17 protein-coding genes are annotated in these 18,891 nt (G+C 72.1%); 10 read left to right on the top strand and 7 right to left on the bottom strand.

The genetic code is table 11. The features are described 5' to 3' along the window. Positions 1-523: 523 nt before the first annotated feature. Positions 524-1,207: a response regulator transcription factor gene (locus AB0B20_RS07810; RefSeq protein ID WP_030272198.1), complete on the bottom strand. Its 684-nt coding sequence runs from the start codon at positions 1,205-1,207 to the stop codon at positions 524-526. A 21-nt stretch (positions 1,208-1,228) separates the two neighbouring features. Continuing rightward, positions 1,229-2,401: an ATP-binding protein gene (locus tag AB0B20_RS07805; protein ID WP_357469082.1), complete on the bottom strand. Its 1,173-nt coding sequence runs from the start codon at positions 2,399-2,401 to the stop codon at positions 1,229-1,231. A gap of 320 nt (positions 2,402-2,721) precedes the next feature. Between AB0B20_RS07805 and phoU the strand changes: the two genes are divergently transcribed. Continuing rightward, positions 2,722-3,366 (top strand): phosphate signaling complex protein PhoU, encoded by a 645-nt coding sequence (gene phoU / locus AB0B20_RS07800; RefSeq protein ID WP_357389184.1) that lies wholly within the window; start codon positions 2,722-2,724, stop codon positions 3,364-3,366. Between the two features lie 93 nt (positions 3,367-3,459). Here the strand turns inward: phoU and AB0B20_RS07795 are convergent, their stop codons facing one another. Further along, positions 3,460-4,227, bottom strand: coding sequence for a phosphoglyceromutase (locus AB0B20_RS07795; protein ID WP_357389185.1), 768 nt, complete (start codon positions 4,225-4,227; stop codon positions 3,460-3,462). A gap of 150 nt (positions 4,228-4,377) precedes the next feature. Between AB0B20_RS07795 and AB0B20_RS07790 the strand changes: the two genes are divergently transcribed. Further along, positions 4,378-5,703 carry an MFS transporter gene (locus tag AB0B20_RS07790; protein ID WP_357389187.1) on the top strand — a complete coding sequence of 442 codons (1,326 nt, stop codon included), beginning with the start codon at positions 4,378-4,380 and terminating at the stop codon, positions 5,701-5,703. Positions 5,704-5,782: 79 nt separating this feature from the next. Then, a complete protein-coding gene (locus tag AB0B20_RS07785; RefSeq protein WP_357469054.1) occupies positions 5,783-7,033 on the top strand; it encodes an MFS transporter in 1,251 nt (416 codons plus the stop codon). A gap of 378 nt (positions 7,034-7,411) precedes the next feature. Here AB0B20_RS07785 and AB0B20_RS07780 read toward each other — a convergent pair whose 3' ends face one another. The 3 genes from AB0B20_RS07780 to mshA all read right to left on the bottom strand — a co-directional run bounded on the left by AB0B20_RS07780 (position 7,412) and on the right by mshA (position 10,446). Then, on the bottom strand, positions 7,412-8,311 hold the full coding sequence (locus AB0B20_RS07780) for a hypothetical protein (protein WP_357469079.1): 900 nt from the start codon (positions 8,309-8,311) through the stop codon (positions 7,412-7,414). Positions 8,312-8,499: 188 nt separating this feature from the next. Continuing rightward, the gene (locus AB0B20_RS07775) at positions 8,500-9,033 is read right to left on the bottom strand and encodes a YbjN domain-containing protein (protein WP_354868468.1); all 534 of its coding nucleotides are present in this window, start codon (positions 9,031-9,033) and stop codon (positions 8,500-8,502) included. 51 nt (positions 9,034-9,084) lie between these two features. Then, entirely contained in the window at positions 9,085-10,446 is a 1,362-nt protein-coding gene (gene mshA, locus AB0B20_RS07770) for a D-inositol-3-phosphate glycosyltransferase (RefSeq protein WP_357389193.1), read from the bottom strand. Positions 10,447-10,617: 171 nt separating this feature from the next. Here mshA and AB0B20_RS07765 point away from each other — a divergent pair, with 171 nt between their 5' ends. Next, positions 10,618-11,382, top strand: a complete 765-nt coding sequence (locus tag AB0B20_RS07765; protein ID WP_357389195.1) for an SDR family NAD(P)-dependent oxidoreductase — start codon at positions 10,618-10,620, stop codon at positions 11,380-11,382. Continuing rightward, positions 11,382-12,164, top strand: coding sequence for a class I SAM-dependent methyltransferase (locus tag AB0B20_RS07760; protein ID WP_357469051.1), 783 nt, complete (start codon positions 11,382-11,384; stop codon positions 12,162-12,164). The genes AB0B20_RS07765 and AB0B20_RS07760 overlap by 1 nt, the downstream gene beginning before the upstream one ends. A 59-nt stretch (positions 12,165-12,223) precedes the next feature. On the opposite strand, the gene AB0B20_RS07755 is transcribed toward AB0B20_RS07760, so the two are convergent. After that, positions 12,224-13,315, bottom strand: coding sequence for a UDP-N-acetylmuramate dehydrogenase (locus AB0B20_RS07755; protein ID WP_357389199.1), 1,092 nt, complete (start codon positions 13,313-13,315; stop codon positions 12,224-12,226). 70 nt (positions 13,316-13,385) lie between these two features. Here AB0B20_RS07755 and AB0B20_RS07750 point away from each other — a divergent pair, with 70 nt between their 5' ends. The 5 genes from AB0B20_RS07750 to AB0B20_RS07730 all read left to right on the top strand — a co-directional run bounded on the left by AB0B20_RS07750 (position 13,386) and on the right by AB0B20_RS07730 (position 18,883). Next, on the top strand, positions 13,386-14,141 hold the full coding sequence (locus AB0B20_RS07750) for a maleylpyruvate isomerase family mycothiol-dependent enzyme (protein WP_357389201.1): 756 nt from the start codon (positions 13,386-13,388) through the stop codon (positions 14,139-14,141). 177 nt (positions 14,142-14,318) lie between these two features. Then, positions 14,319-15,629 (top strand): extracellular solute-binding protein, encoded by a 1,311-nt coding sequence (locus tag AB0B20_RS07745; RefSeq protein ID WP_357389203.1) that lies wholly within the window; start codon positions 14,319-14,321, stop codon positions 15,627-15,629. 70 nt (positions 15,630-15,699) lie between these two features. Continuing rightward, positions 15,700-16,689 (top strand): sugar ABC transporter permease, encoded by a 990-nt coding sequence (locus AB0B20_RS07740; protein WP_357389205.1) that lies wholly within the window; start codon positions 15,700-15,702, stop codon positions 16,687-16,689. Beyond that, positions 16,686-17,519 carry a carbohydrate ABC transporter permease gene (locus tag AB0B20_RS07735; protein WP_357389207.1) on the top strand — a complete coding sequence of 278 codons (834 nt, stop codon included), beginning with the start codon at positions 16,686-16,688 and terminating at the stop codon, positions 17,517-17,519. Before AB0B20_RS07740 ends, AB0B20_RS07735 begins: the two co-directional genes overlap by 4 nt. Further along, a complete protein-coding gene (locus AB0B20_RS07730; RefSeq protein WP_357469048.1) occupies positions 17,516-18,883 on the top strand; it encodes a GH1 family beta-glucosidase in 1,368 nt (455 codons plus the stop codon). Before AB0B20_RS07735 ends, AB0B20_RS07730 begins: the two co-directional genes overlap by 4 nt. Positions 18,884-18,891: the final 8 nt, after the last annotated feature.

Genomic DNA, 18,891 nt, shown 5'->3' with positions numbered 1-18,891 from the left:
CCACCCCCGAACCAGACACCCACCCCAAACCCCCAAGTCCCGCCCCCAGCACCGCGCCCTGCCACCCGTGATCAAGGACTTTGCGGCAGCCTTCTGCGCCAACGACGACACAAACCCCTTGATCACCCCCGAGAGGCACTCCCGGGTCACCCGGCACCCGGTGCCCGGCGATCATGAGGTTGGCGGCGACAAAACGGACACCGAGCGCCGTCAACTTCATGATCGACGCCCTCGGGCGGGGCAGATCGTGGGCGGGAGGCGGGCACTGCGGGACAAACCGGCGATCTTGCAGTTTGAGCCCATCGGATGCCCCATTCGCGCGCTATGCGGGGTACCGAAGTGCAAGATCGCGGCGTTCAGGGGGTGGTAGCGGTCAGCGCGTACGAGGATCCGCTGCGGTCTGGGGCGAGTTCATCGATCTTGGAGTTGTGGTACCTCGCGAACCTGCACCAAAAGGGCAATTCGGGGAGCCACAACTCCAAGATCGGCGTGGGTCGGCGCGCGAGCCACGGCGGCGGAGGGGTCAGGGCTCGAACTTGTAGCCGAGGCCGCGGACCGTGACGATGTAGCGCGGGGCGGACGGCTCCGGCTCGATCTTGGAGCGCAGCCGCTTCACGTGCACGTCCAGCGTCTTGGTGTCGCCCACGTAGTCGGCGCCCCAGACCCGGTCGATCAGCTGCCCCCGGGTGAGCACCCGTCCGGCGTTGCGCAGCAGCAGCTCCAACAGCTCGAACTCCTTGAGCGGGAGCTGCACCCCGGCGCCGCCGACCGTCACCACGTGCCGTTCGATGTCCATCCGCACCGGCCCGGCGGCGAGCGTCGGCGCACCCGTCTCGTTCGACTCGGCGCTCTGCCGGCGCAGCACCGCCCGGATGCGGGCGACCAGTTCACGCGGCGAGTACGGCTTCGTCACGTAGTCGTCGGCGCCGATCTCCAGGCCGACCACCTTGTCGATCTCGCTGTCCCGCGCGGTGACCATGATGATCGGCACGTGCGAGCGCTGGCGGAGCTGCCGGCAGACCTCGGTGCCGGACATCTCCGGCAGCATCAGGTCGAGCAGCACGATGTCGGCGCCGGTCCGGTCGAACTCGGTGAGGGCGGCGGGGCCCGTCGCGGCGACGGAGACCTCGAACCCCTCCTTGCGGAGCATGTAGGACAGGGCGTCGGAGAACGACTCCTCGTCCTCGACCACCAGTACGCGGCTCAACGGGTGTTTCCTTTCCTGTGGTCAGACCTGCCGGAGATCGGCCGGGCCGGCCTCGATCCCAGCGGAGGCGAGTGTCGTCTCCAGGTCGTCCGGGGGGCGTGCGGGCAGCCGGAGAGTGAACGTCGATCCCCCACCAAGGGTGCTCGACACGTCCACCCGGCCGCCATGGTTGCTGGCGATGTGCTTGACGATGGCCAGGCCCAGGCCGGTGCCGCCGGTGGACCGGGAGCGGGCCTGGTCGGCCCGGTAGAAGCGCTCGAAGATCCGGTCGACCTCGTTCGGGGCGATGCCGATGCCCTGGTCGGCCACGGCGATCTCGACGTGCTCCTCGGTGCCGGTGACGGTCACCCGGACCGTGGTGTCCTCGCCGGAGTAGTTGATCGCGTTCTCCACCAGGTTCGCCACCGCCGTGGCCAGTTGGCTGTCGCTGCCGTACACGGTCAGGCCCCGCTGCCCGCCGACGGCGATCTCCACCCGGCGGGCGGTGGCCGCGGTGCGGGTCCGGTCGACGACCTCGGCGAGCACCCAGTCCACCGAGACCGGCTCGGGGGCGGGTTGCGGCTCGGCGCCCTGGAGACGGGTCAGTTCCAGCAGCTCCTGCACGAGGCGGCCGAGCCGGGTCGACTCGTGCTGGATCCGCTCGGCGAACCGCCGCGCGGCGACCAGGTCCTCGGACAGGTCGGGTGCGCCGTCGGCGGCCGGCTCGGTGGCGTCGACGAGCGCCTCGGCGAGCAGTTGCAGCGCGCCGATCGGCGTCTTCAGCTCGTGGCTGACGTTCGCGACGAAGTCCCGGCGTACCCGGGCGAGACGGTGCGACTCGGTGACGTCCACCGCCTCGACGGAGATGTAGCCGGAGCCCAGTCCCATCGCCCGCAGGTGCACGCCGAGCGGGTTGTCCCCACCGCCGTCGCGGCCCCGGGGGAGGTCCAGCTCGATCTCGCGCCGCACGCCCGTGCGGCGGACCTGCCCGGCGAGGGTACGGATCAACGGGTGCGCCGCGATCGACCCGGGCGTCGCCCCGGTACGGAGCAGACCCATCGCCCGGGCGGCCGGGTTCACCAGCACCGGCACGTCGTCCAGGTCGAGCACCACCACGCCGGCGCGCAGCGAGTCGATCGTCTTGCGGCCGAGCCCGGGCAGGCCCCCCTGCTGGTCGTCCGGAATGTTCGTCCTCCCTGCGTCACGACGGAGGATCCCGCCGCCCTGCGACGCCCTGCGGCGCCGCCACTCGTCAACGGGTCCGGACAGCAGCGCCCCGGCGACCAGCCCGGTCACCAGCGCTCCGGCCACCACGACGGCCACCGCCCATTCCACCCGGCGATCGTAGGGTCATTGTTAACCCGGAGATCGGTCACAGGGGGACGAATCACTCTCGCTTTCGGCAAAGTTCACCTGCGGGCCCAGCGTCGTTCACCCGCGTTCACCCTGGTGCCGACCGTTCGGCCTAGCGTGGGTCGCGCACCTGCTCCTGCCGTACCCCTCCAGGTGGCGGCAACCGACCCCAGGAAGTGACGATGCGCGACGAGTTCCGGGCCGACCTGCAGATTGTCAGCCAGTTGCTGGTGGACATGGCCGAGGCGGTACGCGCGGCCATGCGCCAGGCCACGAAGGCGCTGCTCACCGCCGACCGGACGGCCGCCGAGACGGTGATCGCGCGGGACGCCGAGATCGACGAGCTGTACCGGCACGTGGAGGAGCGGGTCTGTGACCTGCTGGCCCGGCAGGCGCCGGTCGCCTCCGACCTGCGCGCGATGATCACCGCGTTGCACGTGGCCGCCGACCTCGAACGGATGGGCGACCTGGCCGACCACGTGGCGAAGACGGCACTGCGCCGGCACCCGTCCCCGGCGGTGCCGGCGGAGCTGCGGCCGGTCTTCACCGACATGGCCGGGATCGCCGACCGGATGGCCGAGAAGATCGGCTCGGTGCTGGCCAAGCCGGACGCCGCCGTGGCCGCCGAGCTGGACCGTGACGACGACGCGATGGACGACCTGCACAAGAGCCTGTTCGGCGTGCTGCTCGGCGACGACTGGCCGTACGGGGTGGAGACGGCGATCGACGCGACGTTGCTGGGGCGCTTCTACGAGCGCTTCGCCGACCACGCGGTGAACGCGGGCGAGCACGTGGTCTACCTGATCACCGGTTCCACCTCCGCCTGACCGCGTGCAAGGAAGGGCCCCTTGTTAACGCGTCGGGTTAACAAGGGGCCCTTCCTCTACCTCAGGCGTTAATAGGGGGCCCTTCCTTACACCTCAGCGGCCCTGGTTGGCCACCGCGGCGGCGGCGTCCTTCGCCGCGTCCGGGTCCAGGTAGGTCCCGCCGAGCACCTGCGGACGCAGATCGGCGTCCAGGTCGTAGCGCAGCGGAATGCCGGTGGGGATGTTCAGCTTGGCGATCGCCTCGTCGGAGATCTGGTCGAGGTGCTTGACCAGGGCGCGCAGCGAGTTGCCGTGCGCGGCCACCAGCACGGTCCGGCCGGCCAGGATGTCCGGCACGATCGAGTCGTACCAGTAGGGCAGCATCCGGTCGACGACGTCCTTCAGGCACTCGGTGCGCGGCATCAGCTCGGTCGGCAGCAGCGCGTACCGGGGGTCGCCGACCTGCGACCACTCGTCGGCGTCGTCGATCGGCGGCGGCGGCGTGTCGTACGAGCGGCGCCAGAGCATGAACTGCTCCTCGCCGTACTCGTCGAGGGTCTGCTTCTTGTCCTTGCCCTGCAGGGCGCCGTAGTGGCGCTCGTTGAGCCGCCACGACCGGCGCACCGCGATCCAGTGCCGGTCGGCGGCGTTCAGCGCCAGCTCGGCGGTGCGGATGGCCCGGCGCATCAGGCTCGTGTGCACCACGTCCGGCAGCAGGTCGTGCTCGCGCAGCAGTTCGCCGCCGCGCCGCGCCTCGGTCTCCCCCTTTGTGGTCAGGTCGACGTCGACCCAGCCGGTGAAGAGGTTCTTGGCGTTCCAGTCGCTCTCGCCGTGCCGCAGCAGGACCAGCGTCCCGACGGTGGGCCCCTCGCTCGCAGTCATGCCGATCATCCTGCCGTACGGCGCGGGCGGACACGCGGCGACCTGTGGTGACGACCACCACGTGGAAATCCTGATGACCACGGCTCCGGCCCGGCACTAGGTTGTAAGGCGTCTTACAGGGGTCGGTCATTACCAATCGGGGGCGTCGGGATGCGGACGGTACGGGGCTGGTTCCAGGACACGGCGGGTGGCCTGCCACGGACGTTCTGGTACCTCTGGGCCGGCACGCTGATCAACCGCCTCGGCTCCTTCGTGCTGATCTTCCTGGCCATCTACCTCACCCAGGAACGCGGCTTCTCCGCCGCACAGGCCGGTCTGGTGATCGGCCTCTGGGGTGCCGGCGGCGCAGTCGGCACCACTATCGGCGGCACCCTGACCGACCGCTGGGGACGGCGGCCCACGCTGCTCGTCGCGCACGTCGGCGCGGCCGGGATGATGGTCGCGCTGGGCCTCGCCCGTCCGCTGTGGGCGGTCGCCGTGGGCGCGCTGCTCCTCGGCGCGTTCGCCGAGGCGGCCCGCCCGGCCTTCGGCGCGATGATGATCGACGTGGTGCCGGACAAGGACCGGCTGCGTGCCTTCTCGCTCAACTACTGGGCGATCAACCTCGGCTTCGCCTGCGCCGCGGTGCTCGCCGGCTTCGCCGCGCAGAGCAGCTACCTGCTGTTGTTCCTGGTCAACGCGACCACCACGCTGGTCACCGCGCTGATCATCTTCGCCAGGGTCGGCGAGACACGCGGCCCGGTGACCGCGCTCCCGGCCAAGGGGATGCCGGCGCCGGCCGGCGCGCTGCGCACCATCCTTGCCGACCGGGTGTTCCTCGGCTTCGTCGCGCTCAACCTGCTCGCCGCGTTGGTGTTCCTCCAGCACATCTCGATGCTGCCGATCGCCATGGGCGACTCCGGGCTCAGCCCGGCCACCTACGGCTCGGTGATCGCACTGAACGGCGTGCTCATCGTGTTCGGCCAGTTGTTCGTACCCCGGCTCATCAAGGGCCGCAGCCGCTCGCACGTGCTGGCGCTCGCGGCGCTGGTGATGGGCGCCGGGTTCGGGCTCACCGCGTTCGCCGACACGGTCTGGCTCTACGGCCTCACCGTGCTGATCTGGACCGTCGGCGAGATGCTCAACTCGCCGTCGAACGCCACCCTGATCGCGGAGCTGTCGCCGGCCGCGCTGCGCGGCCGCTACCAGGGCGCCTTCTCGCTGTCCTGGCAGCTCGCCGGCGCCGCCGCGCCGATCCTCGGCGGCCTGGTGCGCGAGCACGCCGGCAACAGCGCGCTCTGGCTCGGCTGCGCGGGCATCGGTGTCGTGGCGGCGGTCGCCCACCTGGTCTCCGGCCCGGCCCGGGAGCGCCGCGCGGTCGCCCTGCGCGCCGCAGGCACGCCGGTCGCGCCGGTCACCGTCACCGCCGCCCCGGCGCCCGAGGCGGGCGAGGCCGCTGCCACCGCACCCGCCGAACCGGTCCGGGCCGGTTCCTGAGTACGCCCGCGCGCGCCCTGCCCGAGGCGGATCGATACGGTACGGGAAGGAATCGTAAGGAAACCTTTCTGGAGGACGTGTGCGCGGCCTGCGGCGCTGGTGGGACGACACGGCCGGCGGACTGCCGGCCACGTTCTGGTACCTCTGGTCCGGCCTGCTGATCAACCGGGCGGGCGCGTTCGCGCTGCTGTTCCTGTCGCTCTACCTGACCGCCGCGCGAGGCGCCCCGCCGTCGCTGGCCGGGCTGGTGGTCGGCGCGTACGGCATCGGCGGCGCGGCCGGCACGCTGCTCGGCGGCGTCCTGGCCGACCGCTGGGGACGGCGGGCCACGCTCCTCGCCGCCCACCTGGCCGCCGCCGGGCTGATGGCGGCGCTGGCGTTCAGCACGCACCTGGCGGCGATCGCCGCACTCGCCACGCTGGTCGGGGTGGCGCACTCGATGCCCAGCCCGGCGTTCGTGGCCGCCATCGTGGACGTGGTGCCGGAGGCCCGCCGCTCCCGCGCGTTCAACCTCCAGTTCTGGGCGTTCAACCTGGGCATGGCGGTCGCCTCGCTGCTGGCCGGCATCCTCGCCGAGGCGAGCTTCACGGCGCTGTTCCTGGTCGACGCCGGTGCCACGCTGGCGGCGGCGGTGGTGATCGCGCTGAAGGTGCCGGAGACGCTCACCCGGCGGCCGGCGCTCACCCCACGGGCGGTGGTCGGACGCCGTCCCGGGCTGCGCACCGCGCTCACCGACCGCACGTTCCTGGTGTTCGTCGGGCTGACGTTCCTGCTCGCCGTGCTGACCATGCAGACCTCGACGATCATGCCGCTGGCGATGCGCGCGGACGGCCTGCGCCCGTCGGCGTACGGGCTGGTGGTGGCACTCGGCGGGGCGCTGATCGTGGCCGGGCAACTGTTCGTGCCGCGGCTCATCGAGCCGTACCGGAAGTCGAGCGTGCTGGCCGCCTCCACCGGGCTGATGGCGCTCGGGTTCGGTGCGCTGACGATGGCCGACGGGCTGCCGCTCTACCTCGGCGCGGCGGTGGTCTGGACGGTCGGGCAGATGCTCGCCGCGCCGCCGAACGCACAGATCAACGCGGACCTCGCGCCGCCGGAACTGCGCGCCCGCTACCAGTCGGTTTTCTACCTGACGTTCCCGGCCGCGTCGTTCGTGGCGCCCGCGCTCGGCGGGATCAGCCTGGAACACCTCGGCGAGCGGCACTGGCTGGTGGTGGGCGCGCTCGGTCTGCTGGCCGCCGCCGGGCACCTGCTCGCCGGGCCGCGCCGGGAACGGCGGGTGGCCGCGCTGCGGGCGGCGGCTGCGGAGCCGGTCGGTGCCACCGGCTGAAGGGGCTCGGGACAACGGCAGAGCGCCCACCCCGACCCCCGTCGAGATGGGCGCTCTGACCGTACGCCCGGCGGCGGCGGGCGACACTCACCCCCGTAAGCGTCGCCCGCTCGCGCCGCCGGTTCCACGGGTGGCACCGTCCCCCAACGGTGTGCTCCACCCGATCTTCGCGTCTCGCCTGCGCGGACCTGATCGATCCACCGCTCCCCCGAACGGAAACAAGCGTGACGCGGTGCAATAAAGTTAGTTCGCCCGGATTCCGGATTCAACCCAGATCGCTGTCTTGCCCGTCACAGCGCCCTGTCGGAAACCCGGCTGTCCCTGTTGTCGTCCCTGGAGTGGCAAACACGGCGTTCCCGTCCGCCATTCCCGTAAACCTCAGCCGTCCTCGCGATTCGGGTTCTCGGTCCGGAAGAAGTTGCTCTGCCGGCCGTCCCGCATCTGCTCCTGATAGATCAGGTTCAGCCGCCGGAGATCGAACGTGCGGAACCAGTCGTCCCAGGTGATCTCCCGGATCCGGCTGCTCTCCCGGTAGCCGGGGATGTTGAACGTGAGCACCCCGGGCCGGTTGCCGCGCTCGGTGCCGGCGATGGTGGCGGGCTTCGCGCCCCGCGCCCGCGCCCAGCGCTGGATCACCTCGTGGTTACGGGTGACCAGGCTCCGGCCCGGACGCTCCGGCCGGTCCGCGAGCGACGTGATGAGCTGCGACGATCCGATCGACCGGCTGGATGCCGGGCCACGGGTCGGCGCGCTCTGCGCCCGAGCGGACGACGCCTTCCGAGCCGGCGCCGCCTTCGCCCGCGACGGAGCGGCCTTCGCCCGTGACGGGGCCGCCTTCGCCCGTGACGGGGCCGCCTTCGCCCGTGACGGGGCCGCCTTCGCCCGTGACGGGGCCGCCTTCGCCCGTGACGGGGCCGCCTTCGCCCTCGACGGGGCCGCCTTCGCCCGAGCCGACGTCGCCGTTGCCCGCGACGAGGTCGCCTTCGCGCGGGCGGGTGCCGCCTTGCGCGTACCCGCCGCCTTGGCCCTGGCGCCGGTGGCCCGCGCGGCCGGCGCGGACTTGGCCGGCGACGTCGCCCGGCGGGCTGTGGTCTTCTTCGCGGCGGTGCTCTTGCGGGTGGCCGACGGCCGGCCGGCCGGGCCGGAGCTGCGCCGGGCCGCGCCGCCCTCCCCCCGCATGGTGCGCGCCAGGGTCTTCACCAGTTCCGGCTTCCGCAGCGCGGAGATCCCGGAGACACCGCGCCGCCGAAGCTGGCTGCGGAGGTCGTCGACCTTCATCCGCGAGATCGCCGACTCCGACACCCTCGGGGTGTTCGGCGTCTGGTTGCCGGTTTGCCGCTTGGTCCGGGTCGCAGTCGTGCCGCGACCTGAGCTGTTGCGCTGAGCCATGGGACACGCTCCTCGACAGTCCGTCCTCGGCCCGCGGTGGGTCCCAGTGCTCCGCACCGCGCGGGGCGGCATACCCGTCAGGAGGGCTCCGAACCTCCGGCGGACGAACCGGCGGTCGCGGAGGGCTCGAAGAGGTGCGCGAACGCGGCCAGGTTCGCCGTCGACTCGCCGCGCTTGACCCGCCACTCCCACTCCCGGCGGATGGCGGTGCCGAAGCCGATCTCCAGCATGCTGTCGAACGACTCGTCGGCGTACGTCAGCACGGAACCGAGCAGCCGGTCCAGCTCGTCGGCGTCGACCCCGGCCAGGTTGACCCGCCCGGTCAGGTAGACGTCGCCGACCGAGTCGATGGAGAACGAGACGCCGTACATGCGGGCGTTGCGCTGGAGCAGCCAGGCCCACAGCTCCTCGCGGCGCTCGTCGGGCTGGCGCATCACGAACGCCTCGACCCGCAGCGCGTGCTCACCCACGATCAGGTTGCAGATCGTCTTGAGCTTGTGCGTGCCGGGCAGCGTCACCGCGTACGACGCCTCGCCCGTGGACTCCCACTCCAGCTCGCGCTCCGCGCAGACGGACTCGATCAGCGCGGCGACCTCACTCCTGCGGCTCATCGCACCCACTCTACGACCGGCGGACCGGGGCCGCCCGGTGGCCGGTGACGGTCACCAGGAGCACAGCAGGGCCGGGTCGCCGCACCGCCGCGCCAGCCGGGCCCGGTGCTCGGTGATCGCCTCCCCGTAGACCGCGAGCAGGCCGGCGGCGGTGCGCTGCCAGGAGAAGTCCCGGGCGTGCCGCTCGGCGCCCCGGCCCAGCGCGGCACGGCGTGCCCGGTCGGGCAGCAGGCGGGCGAGCGCCCGGGCCCAGTCGACCGGGTCGTGCCCGTCGATGAGCACGCCGCTGACGCCGTCGCGTACCGCGGTGACCAGGCCGCCCACGGCGGCGGCAAGCACCGGCGTGCCGCACGCCTGGGCCTCCAGCGCGACCAGCCCGAACGACTCGTTGTGCGACGGCACCGCGACCAGGTCGGCGGCGCGGTAGAGGGCGGGCAGGTCACCGCCGGTCTGCGGCGGGAGGAAACGCACCCGGTCGGCGACGCCGAGCGCGTGCGCCAGTTCGATCAGGGCGGTGGGCCGGTCCAGGCCGCTGCCGCTCGGCCCGCCGCAGATCACCACGGTCAGCTCGTCGGCCAGCGCCGGGTCCCGTTCGCGCAGCGCGGCGGCGGCGCGGACCAGCACGTCCGGCGCCTTGAGCGGCTGGATCCGGCCGACGAACGCGACCACGTACCCGTCGGCCGGCAGGCCGAGCCGACGGCGCGCGGCCCGGGTCGCGGCGTCCCGGTCGCCGGGCGCCGGGCGGAACCGGTCCAGGTCGACGCCGGGCTCCACGACCGCCACCCGGTCCGGGGCGGCCGCGTACCTGTCGAGCAGGTCGCGGGCCTCCACCCGGGTGTTGGCGACCAGCCGGTCCGCCTCGGTGACCACCTGCTCCTCGCCGATCACCCGGGCCTTCGGCTCGGGACGGTCGCCGGCGGCGAGGCGGGCGTTCTTGACCTTGGCCAGGGTGTGCGCGGTGTGGACAAGCGGTACGCCCCAGCGCTCCTTGGCCAGCCAGCCGACCTGCCCGGAGAGCCAGTAGTGCGAGTGGATCAGGTCGTAGTGGCCCGGCGGGCGGGCGGCCTCGGCGCGCAGCACCCCGGCGGTGAAGGCGCAGAGCTGACCCGGCAGCTCCTCCTTGGTCAGCCCCTCCAGCGGGCCGGCGGTGACGTGCCGGACGGACACCCCGGGCGCCACCTCGACCACCGGGGGCAGGTCACCGGCGGTGGCCCGGGTGAAGATCTCCACCTCGACGTCGGCCTCGGCCAGCCGCCGGGCCACCTCCAGGATGTAGACGTTCATGCCGCCCGCGTCACCGGTGCCGGGCTGGTGCAGCGGCGACGTGTGCACCGACAGGGTGGCGATACGGCGGGGCCGCGGCCACGGAAGGGCACCTCGCTGACGACCGACACCGGTGTGCAAATCCGCCACGTCCGCTCCCTCTGTCACGGTTGATGCCGTCCCGCACGACCGGCGCTTCTCGGTCAACCCGTGTGCCGGATGTCATCTTCCCCATCGGGGTACGGAAATGCTTTCCGCCGGGTCCCGGGCGTGACGGACCTCATCCCGCCGCCCGGCGCGGCGACGGGAGACAATGACCGGATGACTTCCATCGCCATCGTCACCGGGGCGTCCAGCGGCATCGGCGCGGCCACCGCCCGCCGGCTCGCCGCCGAGGGCTTCCACGTGCTGGCCGCCGCCCGGCGTACCGACCGGCTGGCCGCGCTGGTCACCGAGATCGAGGCGGCTGGCGGCGCGGCGACGGCGGTGGCCTGCGACGTGACCTCGGACGAGTCGGTGGCCGCCCTGGCCGCCGCCGCCGAGGCCGCCCCCGGGCCGGTCACGCTGCTGGTGAACAACGCCGGCGGCGCGCGCGGCCTGGACCCGGTCGAGTCCGCCGACGTGGGCGACTGGCAATGGATGTACGACGTGAACGTGCTCGGCACGCTCCGCGTCACCAAGGCGCTGCTCCCGGCGCTGGAGCGCTCCGGCGCCGGCACTGTCGTGATCGTCAGCTCCACCGCCGGGCACGTGGTCTACGAGGGCGGCGGCGGCTACACGGCCGCCAAGCACGCGCAGACCGCGATCGCCGGAACGCTCCGGCTGGAGCTGTGCGGCCGCCCGGTCCGGGTGGTCGAGATCGACCCCGGCATGGTGAAGACCGAGGAGTTCGGCCTGGTCCGCTTCGGCGGCGACGCCGACCGGGCCGAGGCGGTCTACGCCGGAGTCGCCGAACCGCTCGTGGCCGACGACGTGGCCGACTGCGTCGCCTGGTGCGCGACCCGCCCGCACCACGTCAACATCGACCGGCTCGTGGTCCGCCCGCTGGCCCAGGCCGCGCAGCACAAGGTGCACCGGATCTCCTGATGGAGCGTCCGCTCGGCGTGGCCACCCGGGGCACCACCAACCCCAACCGGCTCCGGCGGGTGGACAACTGGATCGTCGAGACCTGCGGCGACGCGCTGCGCGCCGCCGCCGACCCGCTCGTGGTGGACCTGGGCTACGGCGCCACCCCGGTCACCCCCGTCGAACTGCGGGCCCGTCTCGCCGCCGGGGTCCGCGCCGACGTGCGGGTGGTCGGCCTGGAGATCGATCCGGTACGCGTCACCGCCGCCTCGGCCGCCGCCGACCCACCCGGGCTGACGTTCGCCCGGGGCGGCTTCGAGCTGGCCGGGCTGCGTCCCGCGCTGGTCCGGGCGTTAAACGTCCTACGCCAGTACGACGAGAGCGAGGTGGCCGACGCCTGGCGTACCGTCACCGGGCGGCTCGCGCCGGGCGGGCTGCTGGTCGAGGGCACCTGCGACGAGCTGGGGCGGCTCGGCTCCTGGGTGCTGCTGGACGCCGCCGGCCCGCGCACGCTCACCCTGTCGGCGAAGCTGACCACGCTGGAGAGCCCGGCCACGCTCGCCGAGCGGCTGCCGAAGGCGCTGATCCACCGCAACGTGCCGGGGGAACGCGTCCACGACCTCATCGAGGCGCTGGAACACGCCTGGCGTTCGGCCGCCGGGTACGCCCCGTTCGGCCCTCGCCAGCGCTGGCTGCGTACGGTCGAGGTGGTGAAGGAGGCGGGCTGGCCGATCCAGGACACCCCCCGCACCTGGCGCCACGGCTACCTGACCCTCCCCTGGCCCGCCGTCTCCCCCCGCTGAACCGCCCGCACCAAGGGCCGGAAGTGCAACATCGCGGGGGTGAGGCGGGCGGGGTGGGGTCAGATGGTGCAGTTGATGAGGACTGGCTCGGGGTGTAGGGGGACGCCGAAGCGGGACTGCACGCCGTCGCGGATCTCGCGGGCCAGCGCCACCAGCGCGGCCGTACTGGCGGTGCCGGAGCGGTTGGTGAGCGCGAGCGTGTGCTTGCTGGAGATGGCGACGCCCTCCGGGCCCGCGTACCCCTTGCCGAACCCGGCCTTGTCGATCAGCCACGCCGCGCTGAGCTTCACCGTGCCGTCGGCGCCCGGCCAGTGCGGCGGCTCCCCCAGGTCGGCGGCGCGCTCCCGCACCTGCGCGAACGCCTCGACCGGCAGCACCGGGTTGGTGAAGAACGAGCCCACCGACCAGGTGTCCGGGTCGGCCGGGTCGAGCACCATGCCCTTGCCGGCGCGCAGCTCGCGCACGGTGGCCCGGGCGTCGGCGAGCGGCACCCGGTCGCCCACCTCGACGCCGAGCGCCCGGGCCAGTTCGGCGTAGCGGACCGGACCGGACAGCGGCGACCTGGTGAGCCGGAAGTCGACCGCTAGCACCACCCAGCGGTCGCTGTACTTGAAGATGCTGCCCCGGTAGGCGAACCCGCAGTCGGCCGCCGCGATCCGCACCACCCGGCGTTCCGTCCGGTCGTACGCCTCGACGGCGACGATCGTCTCGGCGACCTCCTGGCCGTACGCGCCGACGTTCTGGATCGGGGTCGCGCCGGCCGACCCGGGGATGCCGGAGAGGCACTCCAGTCCGGACCAGCCGCGCTCGACGGTGGCGGCGACGAGGTCGTCCCACGGCTCGCCTGCCTGCACACGTACCGTGACGGTGTCGCCGTCCTCGGCGACGACCTGGAACCCCCGGGAGCGGACGAGCACGACGGTGCCGGGGAAGCCCTGATCGCCGATCACGACGTTGCTGCCGCCCGCCAGCACCAGCACTGCCTGCTCACGGGCTTCCGCTTCCTGCACCTTTAGTACGATCTGGGAGGCATCCCCGGCGACCTCCAGCCGCCCGGCGGGGCCGCCGAGCCGGAGCGTGGTGTAGCGCGCCAGGGTGGCCGGATCGGTCGGGTCACCGGCAGTCGCCGGTTCGGCGTAGACGTCTGACACGCCTTTCACCCTAGGCTGAGGGGTAGCCGGAGCACCCACTGGTGGCCCGGTCACCCCCGGGAGGATGGCGATGAGCAGACTGCACCACACGAAGGACTTCTGGATCGGCGCGCTGCGCACGGAGGGCCCCGCCTTCGCCGTGGCGGTGACAGAGGCGCCGCCCGAGACACCCGTGCTGTCCTGTCCCGGCTGGACGGTCACCGACCTCGCTCATCACCTGACCCGCGCGTACATCTGGGTGGGCACCGTCCTGACCGCCGGCGGGACGGCCCGGCCGGAGCGGCACGACCCGGAGCCGCCCGCGGGTCTGACCGCGGCGCAGTGGTACACGCGGGAGTACGAGCGGATCAGCGCGCTGCTGGAGGCGACGGATCCGGAGGCGCCGGCCTGGAACTTCGCGCCCCAGCCGAAGAAGGCCGCCTTCTGGCCGCGCCGGGTCGCGCACGAGACCGCCGTCCACCGCTGGGACGCCCAGCTCGCGATCGGTGCGGGTGACCCGATCGAGGCGAAGCTCGCGGCCGACGGGGTGAGCGAGGTGCTGGACACCTGGCTGCCGGCGGGACGGCGGGTACGGCCCGGGCAGTGGCACGGCGTGGTGCATCTGAACGCGACCGACGCCGCGCAGGAGTGGTATCTGCGGTTGCGGGGCGAGGGGGTCGCGCTGCTGGACACCGCGACGATCCTCGACCACGACGACCACCGGGCGCGGGCGCAGGTGTCCGGCACGGCGAGCGATCTGCTGCTGGCGTTGATGGGCCGGATCAGCTTCGACGCGCTGGACGTGGCGGGCGACTCGGCCCTGCTGGGGGGCCTGCGGGTCGGCTGACGACGGGCACCGGACGGAGAGGGACGGCGGCCGTCCCTCTCCGTTTCTTTTCGGACAGCTCTGAGAGCGCTCTCTTGACAAGGTCCGGGACCCTCCACCACGCTGTCGTGAGAGCGCTCTCTTAGTTCCGGAACCGCCTTCCACCACCCGTTTCGACGACCCGAGAGGTCAGGACAGATGCTCACCTTCACGCGCCGCCGCCTGGCGGCGGTGGCCCTGGTCGCCGCCACCGCGTTGCTCGGCACCACCGCCTGCGGCGGCGGTGACGACGACGCCGCGGCCGACGGGCCGATAACGCTCACCGTTGACGTCTTCGGCCAGTTCGGTTACGCCGATCTCTACCAGGAGTACATGGCCAGCCACCCCGGCGTGAAGATCGTCGAGCGGGGCACCGGCGGAAACCTCGACGAGTACTCGCCGAAGCTCACCCAGTGGCTCGCCGCGGGCAAGGGCGCCGGTGACGTGGTCGCCATCGAGGAGGGCCTGCTCGTCGAGTACAAGGCCAACCCGCAGAACTTCGTCAACCTCCTCGACCACGGCGCGGCCGACCTGAAGGGGAACTTCCTCGACTGGAAGTGGAACCAGGGGCTCACCGCCGACGGCAAGCAGCTCATCGGCCTCGGCACCGACGTCGGCGGCATGGCGATGTGCTACCGCACGGACCTGTTCGCCAAGGCCGGCCTGCCCACCGACCGGGAGGCGGTGTCCAAGCTCTGGCCCACCTGGCAGGACTACATCAAGGTCGGCGAGCAGTTCACCGCGAAGAAGACCGGCGCGTCGTTCCTGGACGCCGCGACGAACACGTTCAACACGATCCTGCTCCAGACCGCCGGCAACAGCAGCGGCTACAGCTACTACGACACCGGCAACAACCTGGTCGTGGGCAGCAACCCGGCGGTGAAGCAGGCGTACGACACCACGATGGACATCATCGACTCCGGGCTGTCCGGCAAGTACGGCTCCTGGTCCGAGGAGTGGGTGTCGGCGTTCAAGCAGTCGAAGTTCGCCACCATCGCCTGCCCGGCCTGGATGACCGGCGTGATCGAGGGCAACGCGGGCGCCGCCGCCAAGGGCAAGTGGGACATCGCCCAGATCCCCGGCAACGGCGGCAACTGGGGCGGCTCGTTCCTCGCCGTGCCGAAGCAGAGCAAGCACCAGGCCGAGGCGATCGAGCTGGCCAAGTTCCTGACCAGCACCAAGGGCCAGATCGGCGCGTTCAAGGCGAAGGGTCCCCTGCCCTCTTCGCCGCAGGCGCTGGAGGACCCGGCGATCCTCGACTCGAAGAACGCCTACTTCTCCGAGGCGCCCGTCGGCAAGATCTTCGCCACCGGCGCCAAGAGCCTGAAGCCGGTCTACATGGGACCGAAGAACCAGGCCGTACGCACCGAGGTGGAGAACGCCGTCCGCTCGGTGGAGCTGGGTAAGCGCTCCCCGGAGCAGGGCTGGACCGACGCGGTCGCCAACGCCGAGAAGGCCGCCGCCAAGTAACCCGAGCAGCGCGTGCGGGCGGCCACCCGGCCACGGGGGCCGCCCGCACGGCGGAAAGGAGTCCCGGGTCATGGCCGTCCAGCTCGACGCCCGCCCGCCGGTCGCACCGGCACCCCGTCCCACCCGTCCCGGCCTGGGCAACCGGCTCAGCCGGCTCGACACCAAATACTCGCCGTACCTGTTCATCGCCCCGTTCTTCCTGCTGTTCGGCGTCTTCGGGGCGTACCCGCTGGCGTACACGTTCTGGGTCTCGCTGCACGACTGGGACCTGCTCGGCGCCGAGCACCCGTTCATCGGCTTCGACAACTACACCCAGTTGCTCGCCGACACGGACTTCTGGCACTCGGTGGTGAACACGCTGGGCATCTTCGTGATCTCCACGGTGCCCCAGCTGCTCGCCGCGCTCTGGCTGGCCAACCTGCTCAACCGGCAGTTGCGCGCCCGTACCACCTGGCGGATGGCGGTGCTGATCCCGAACGTCACCTCGACCGCCGCCGTGGCGATCGTGTTCGCGGTGCTGTTCGGCCGCGAGTTCGGCATGATCAACTGGTTGCTCGACCACATCGGGATCAACGCGATCGACTGGAAGGCGAACCGGTTCGCCGCCTGGGTCGCCATCTCCACCATGGTCGACTGGCGCTGGACCGGCTACAACGCGCTGATCTTCCTGGCCGCCATGCAGGCCATCCCCCGCGACCTGTACGAGTCGGCGGCGATCGACGGCGCCGGCCGGGCACGCCAGTTCTGGGCCATCACCGTGCCGCTACTCAAGCCGACGATCATCTTCGCGGTCATCATCTCCACCATCGGCGGCCTCCAGCTCTTCACCGAGCCGCGGATGTTCAACTCCGGCACCAACGCGATCCGCGGCGGGCCGCTGCGGGAGTCGCAGACGGTGACCATGTACATGTTCGAGAACGCCTTCGCGCCGCACTACAACTTCGGCTACGGCTCGGCCGTCGCCTGGCTGCTGTTCGCGTTGATCGCCGTGGTCGCCGCCATAAACGTCCTGCTCCTGCGCCGGCTCGGCGGCGGCTCCCGCAAGGAGGTCTCCCGATGACCCGCCTCTGGTCGGCAAGCCGGCTCACCTACCTGGCGCTGACGCTCTCGGCCGTCCTGTCGATCTTCCCGATCTACTGGATGTTCGTCGTCGCCAGCCGCACCAGCGACACGATGGGCCAGGTGCCGCCGCCGCTCACCCCCGGCGGCAACCTCGGCGCCAACATCGCCCGGCTGTTCGACAACACCGACGCGTACTTCCTGACCGGCCTGATCAACTCGGCGATCGTGGCCGTCACCGTGACGGTCTCGGTGGTGTTCTTCTCCACCCTGGCCGGGTTCGCCTTCGCCAAGCTGCGCTTCCGTGGCCGCAACGCGCTGCTGCTGGTCATCGTCGCCACCATGATGGTCCCAACCCAGCTCGGCGTCATCCCGCTCTACCTGCTGATGACCAAGCTGAACTGGAACGACCGGCTGCCCGCCGTGATCGTGCCGGCACTGGTCACCGGATTCGGCGTGTTCATGATGCGCCAGTACGCCGGCCAGGCGGTCAGCACCGAACTGATCGAGGCGGCCCGGATGGACGGCTGCAACACCGCGCGGATCTACTGGAACGTGGTGCTGCCCGCGCTGCGCCCGGCCGCCGCCGTCCTCGGCCTGCTCACGTTCATGACCACCTGGAACGACTTCCTGTGGCCGTACGCGGTCCTGAACGACCCGGAGAACCCGACTGTGCAGCTGTCGCTGCGGGCCCTCTCCGACGGGTACTACCAGGACATGTCGCAGGTGTTCACCGGCACGGCCATCGCCACGCTGCCGCTGCTGCTGGTATTCGTCGTTTTCGGCCGCCAGATCATCGGCGGGATCATGGAAGGTGCGGTCAAGGCGTGAGTGAGATGCGATTCCCCGAAGGGTTCGTCTGGGGCGGGGCCACCGCCGCGTACCAGATCGAGGGCGCCGCCCGCGACGACGGTCGCGGCCCGTCGATCTGGGACACCTTCAGCCGTACGCCCGGCGCGGTGTTCTCCGGACACACCGGCGACGTGGCCTGCGACCACTACCACCGGTACGCCGAGGACGTCGCGCTGATGGCCGAGCTGGGGCTGCGGGCGTACCGGTTCTCGGTGTCCTGGCCCCGGGTGCGGCCGGACGGCACCGGCCCGGTCGAGCCGCGCGGACTCGACTTCTACGACCGGCTGACCGACGCGCTGCTGGACGCCGGCATCGACCCGATCGTCACGCTCTACCACTGGGACCTGCCGCAGGCGCTGGAGGACCGGGGCGGCTGGACCGTCCGGGAGACCGCCGAGCACTTCGCCGAGTACGCGCTCACCGTGCACGGCCGCCTCGGCGACCGGGTCCGCACCTGGACCACGCTCAACGAACCGTGGTGCTCGGCCTACCTCGGGTACGGCAACGGGGTGCACGCCCCGGGCCGCCGCGACGCCGGTGACGCGTTCCGGGCCGTACACCATCTGCTGCTCGGCCACGGCCTGGCGGCGCGGGCGCTGCGCGCGGCCGGCGCGCAGACGCTCGGGGTCACGCTCAACCTGGCCGACGTGCAGCCGGCGGACGCCGGTAGCGCCGCGGACGCCGAAGCGGTCCGGCTCGTCGACGGCCTGCACAACCGGATCTTCCTGGACCCGCTCACCGGCGGCGGCTACCCGGAGGACGTGCTGGCCCACGTCAGCCGGATCGTCGCGCCCGACTTCGTCCGGGACGGGGACGAGAAGCTGATCGCCGCGCCGCTGGACCTGCTCGGCCTGAACTACTACGCGCCCACCTACGTGGCCGGGCGGCCGGGTGGCGCCGGGAGCGACGCCTACCCGGGCACCGCCGGGCTGGTCGAGTTCCTGCCGCCCGAGGAGCCGCTCACCGACATGGGCTGGTCGATCGAGCCGGCCGGGCTGACCCGGCTGCTGGAGCGGGTGGCGGCCGACCACCCCGGGCTCCCGCTGATGATCACCGAGAACGGCGGGGCGTTCCCGGACAGCGACAGCGACACCGACGGCGCGGTGGCCGACGCCGACCGGGTCGCCTACCTCGACGGGCACCTGCGCGCGGCGCACGAAGCCATCGCCCGCGGCGTGGACCTGCGCGGTTATCTCGTATGGTCGGTGCTGGACAACTTCGAATGGGCCGAGGGTTACCGGAAGCGGTTCGGGATCGTCCACGTCGACTACCTGACCCAGCGGCGCACACCCAAGCGCAGTGCCCGCTGGTACCAGGAGGTGATCGCCCGGAACGGGCTGTGACGAGGTGG

This window comes from Micromonospora sp. NPDC049151, from assembly GCF_040648395.1.
GTDB lineage: Bacteria > Actinomycetota > Actinomycetes > Mycobacteriales > Micromonosporaceae > Micromonospora.
This window is presented reverse-complemented; position numbering and strand designations above follow the sequence as displayed.

Excerpts from the sequence above, each read along its gene's own strand:
- AB0B20_RS07775 (WP_354868468.1), bottom strand. The coding sequence starts at position 9,033 with ATGAGCCGCAGGAGTGAGGTCGCCGCGCTGATCGAGTCCGTCTGCGCG.
- AB0B20_RS07750 (WP_357389201.1), top strand. The coding sequence starts at position 13,386 with ATGAGCAGACTGCACCACACGAAGGACTTCTGGATCGGCGCGCTGCGC.
- phoU (WP_357389184.1), top strand. The coding sequence starts at position 2,722 with ATGCGCGACGAGTTCCGGGCCGACCTGCAGATTGTCAGCCAGTTGCTG.
- AB0B20_RS07780 (WP_357469079.1), bottom strand. The coding sequence starts at position 8,311 with ATGAAGGTCGACGACCTCCGCAGCCAGCTTCGGCGGCGCGGTGTCTCC.
- AB0B20_RS07790 (WP_357389187.1), top strand. The coding sequence starts at position 4,378 with ATGCGGACGGTACGGGGCTGGTTCCAGGACACGGCGGGTGGCCTGCCA.
- AB0B20_RS07765 (WP_357389195.1), top strand. The coding sequence starts at position 10,618 with ATGACTTCCATCGCCATCGTCACCGGGGCGTCCAGCGGCATCGGCGCG.
- AB0B20_RS07745 (WP_357389203.1), top strand. The coding sequence starts at position 14,319 with ATGCTCACCTTCACGCGCCGCCGCCTGGCGGCGGTGGCCCTGGTCGCC.
- AB0B20_RS07795 (WP_357389185.1), bottom strand. The coding sequence starts at position 4,227 with ATGACTGCGAGCGAGGGGCCCACCGTCGGGACGCTGGTCCTGCTGCGG.
- AB0B20_RS07760 (WP_357469051.1), top strand. The coding sequence starts at position 11,382 with ATGGAGCGTCCGCTCGGCGTGGCCACCCGGGGCACCACCAACCCCAAC.
- AB0B20_RS07735 (WP_357389207.1), top strand. The coding sequence starts at position 16,686 with ATGACCCGCCTCTGGTCGGCAAGCCGGCTCACCTACCTGGCGCTGACG.
- AB0B20_RS07740 (WP_357389205.1), top strand. The coding sequence starts at position 15,700 with ATGGCCGTCCAGCTCGACGCCCGCCCGCCGGTCGCACCGGCACCCCGT.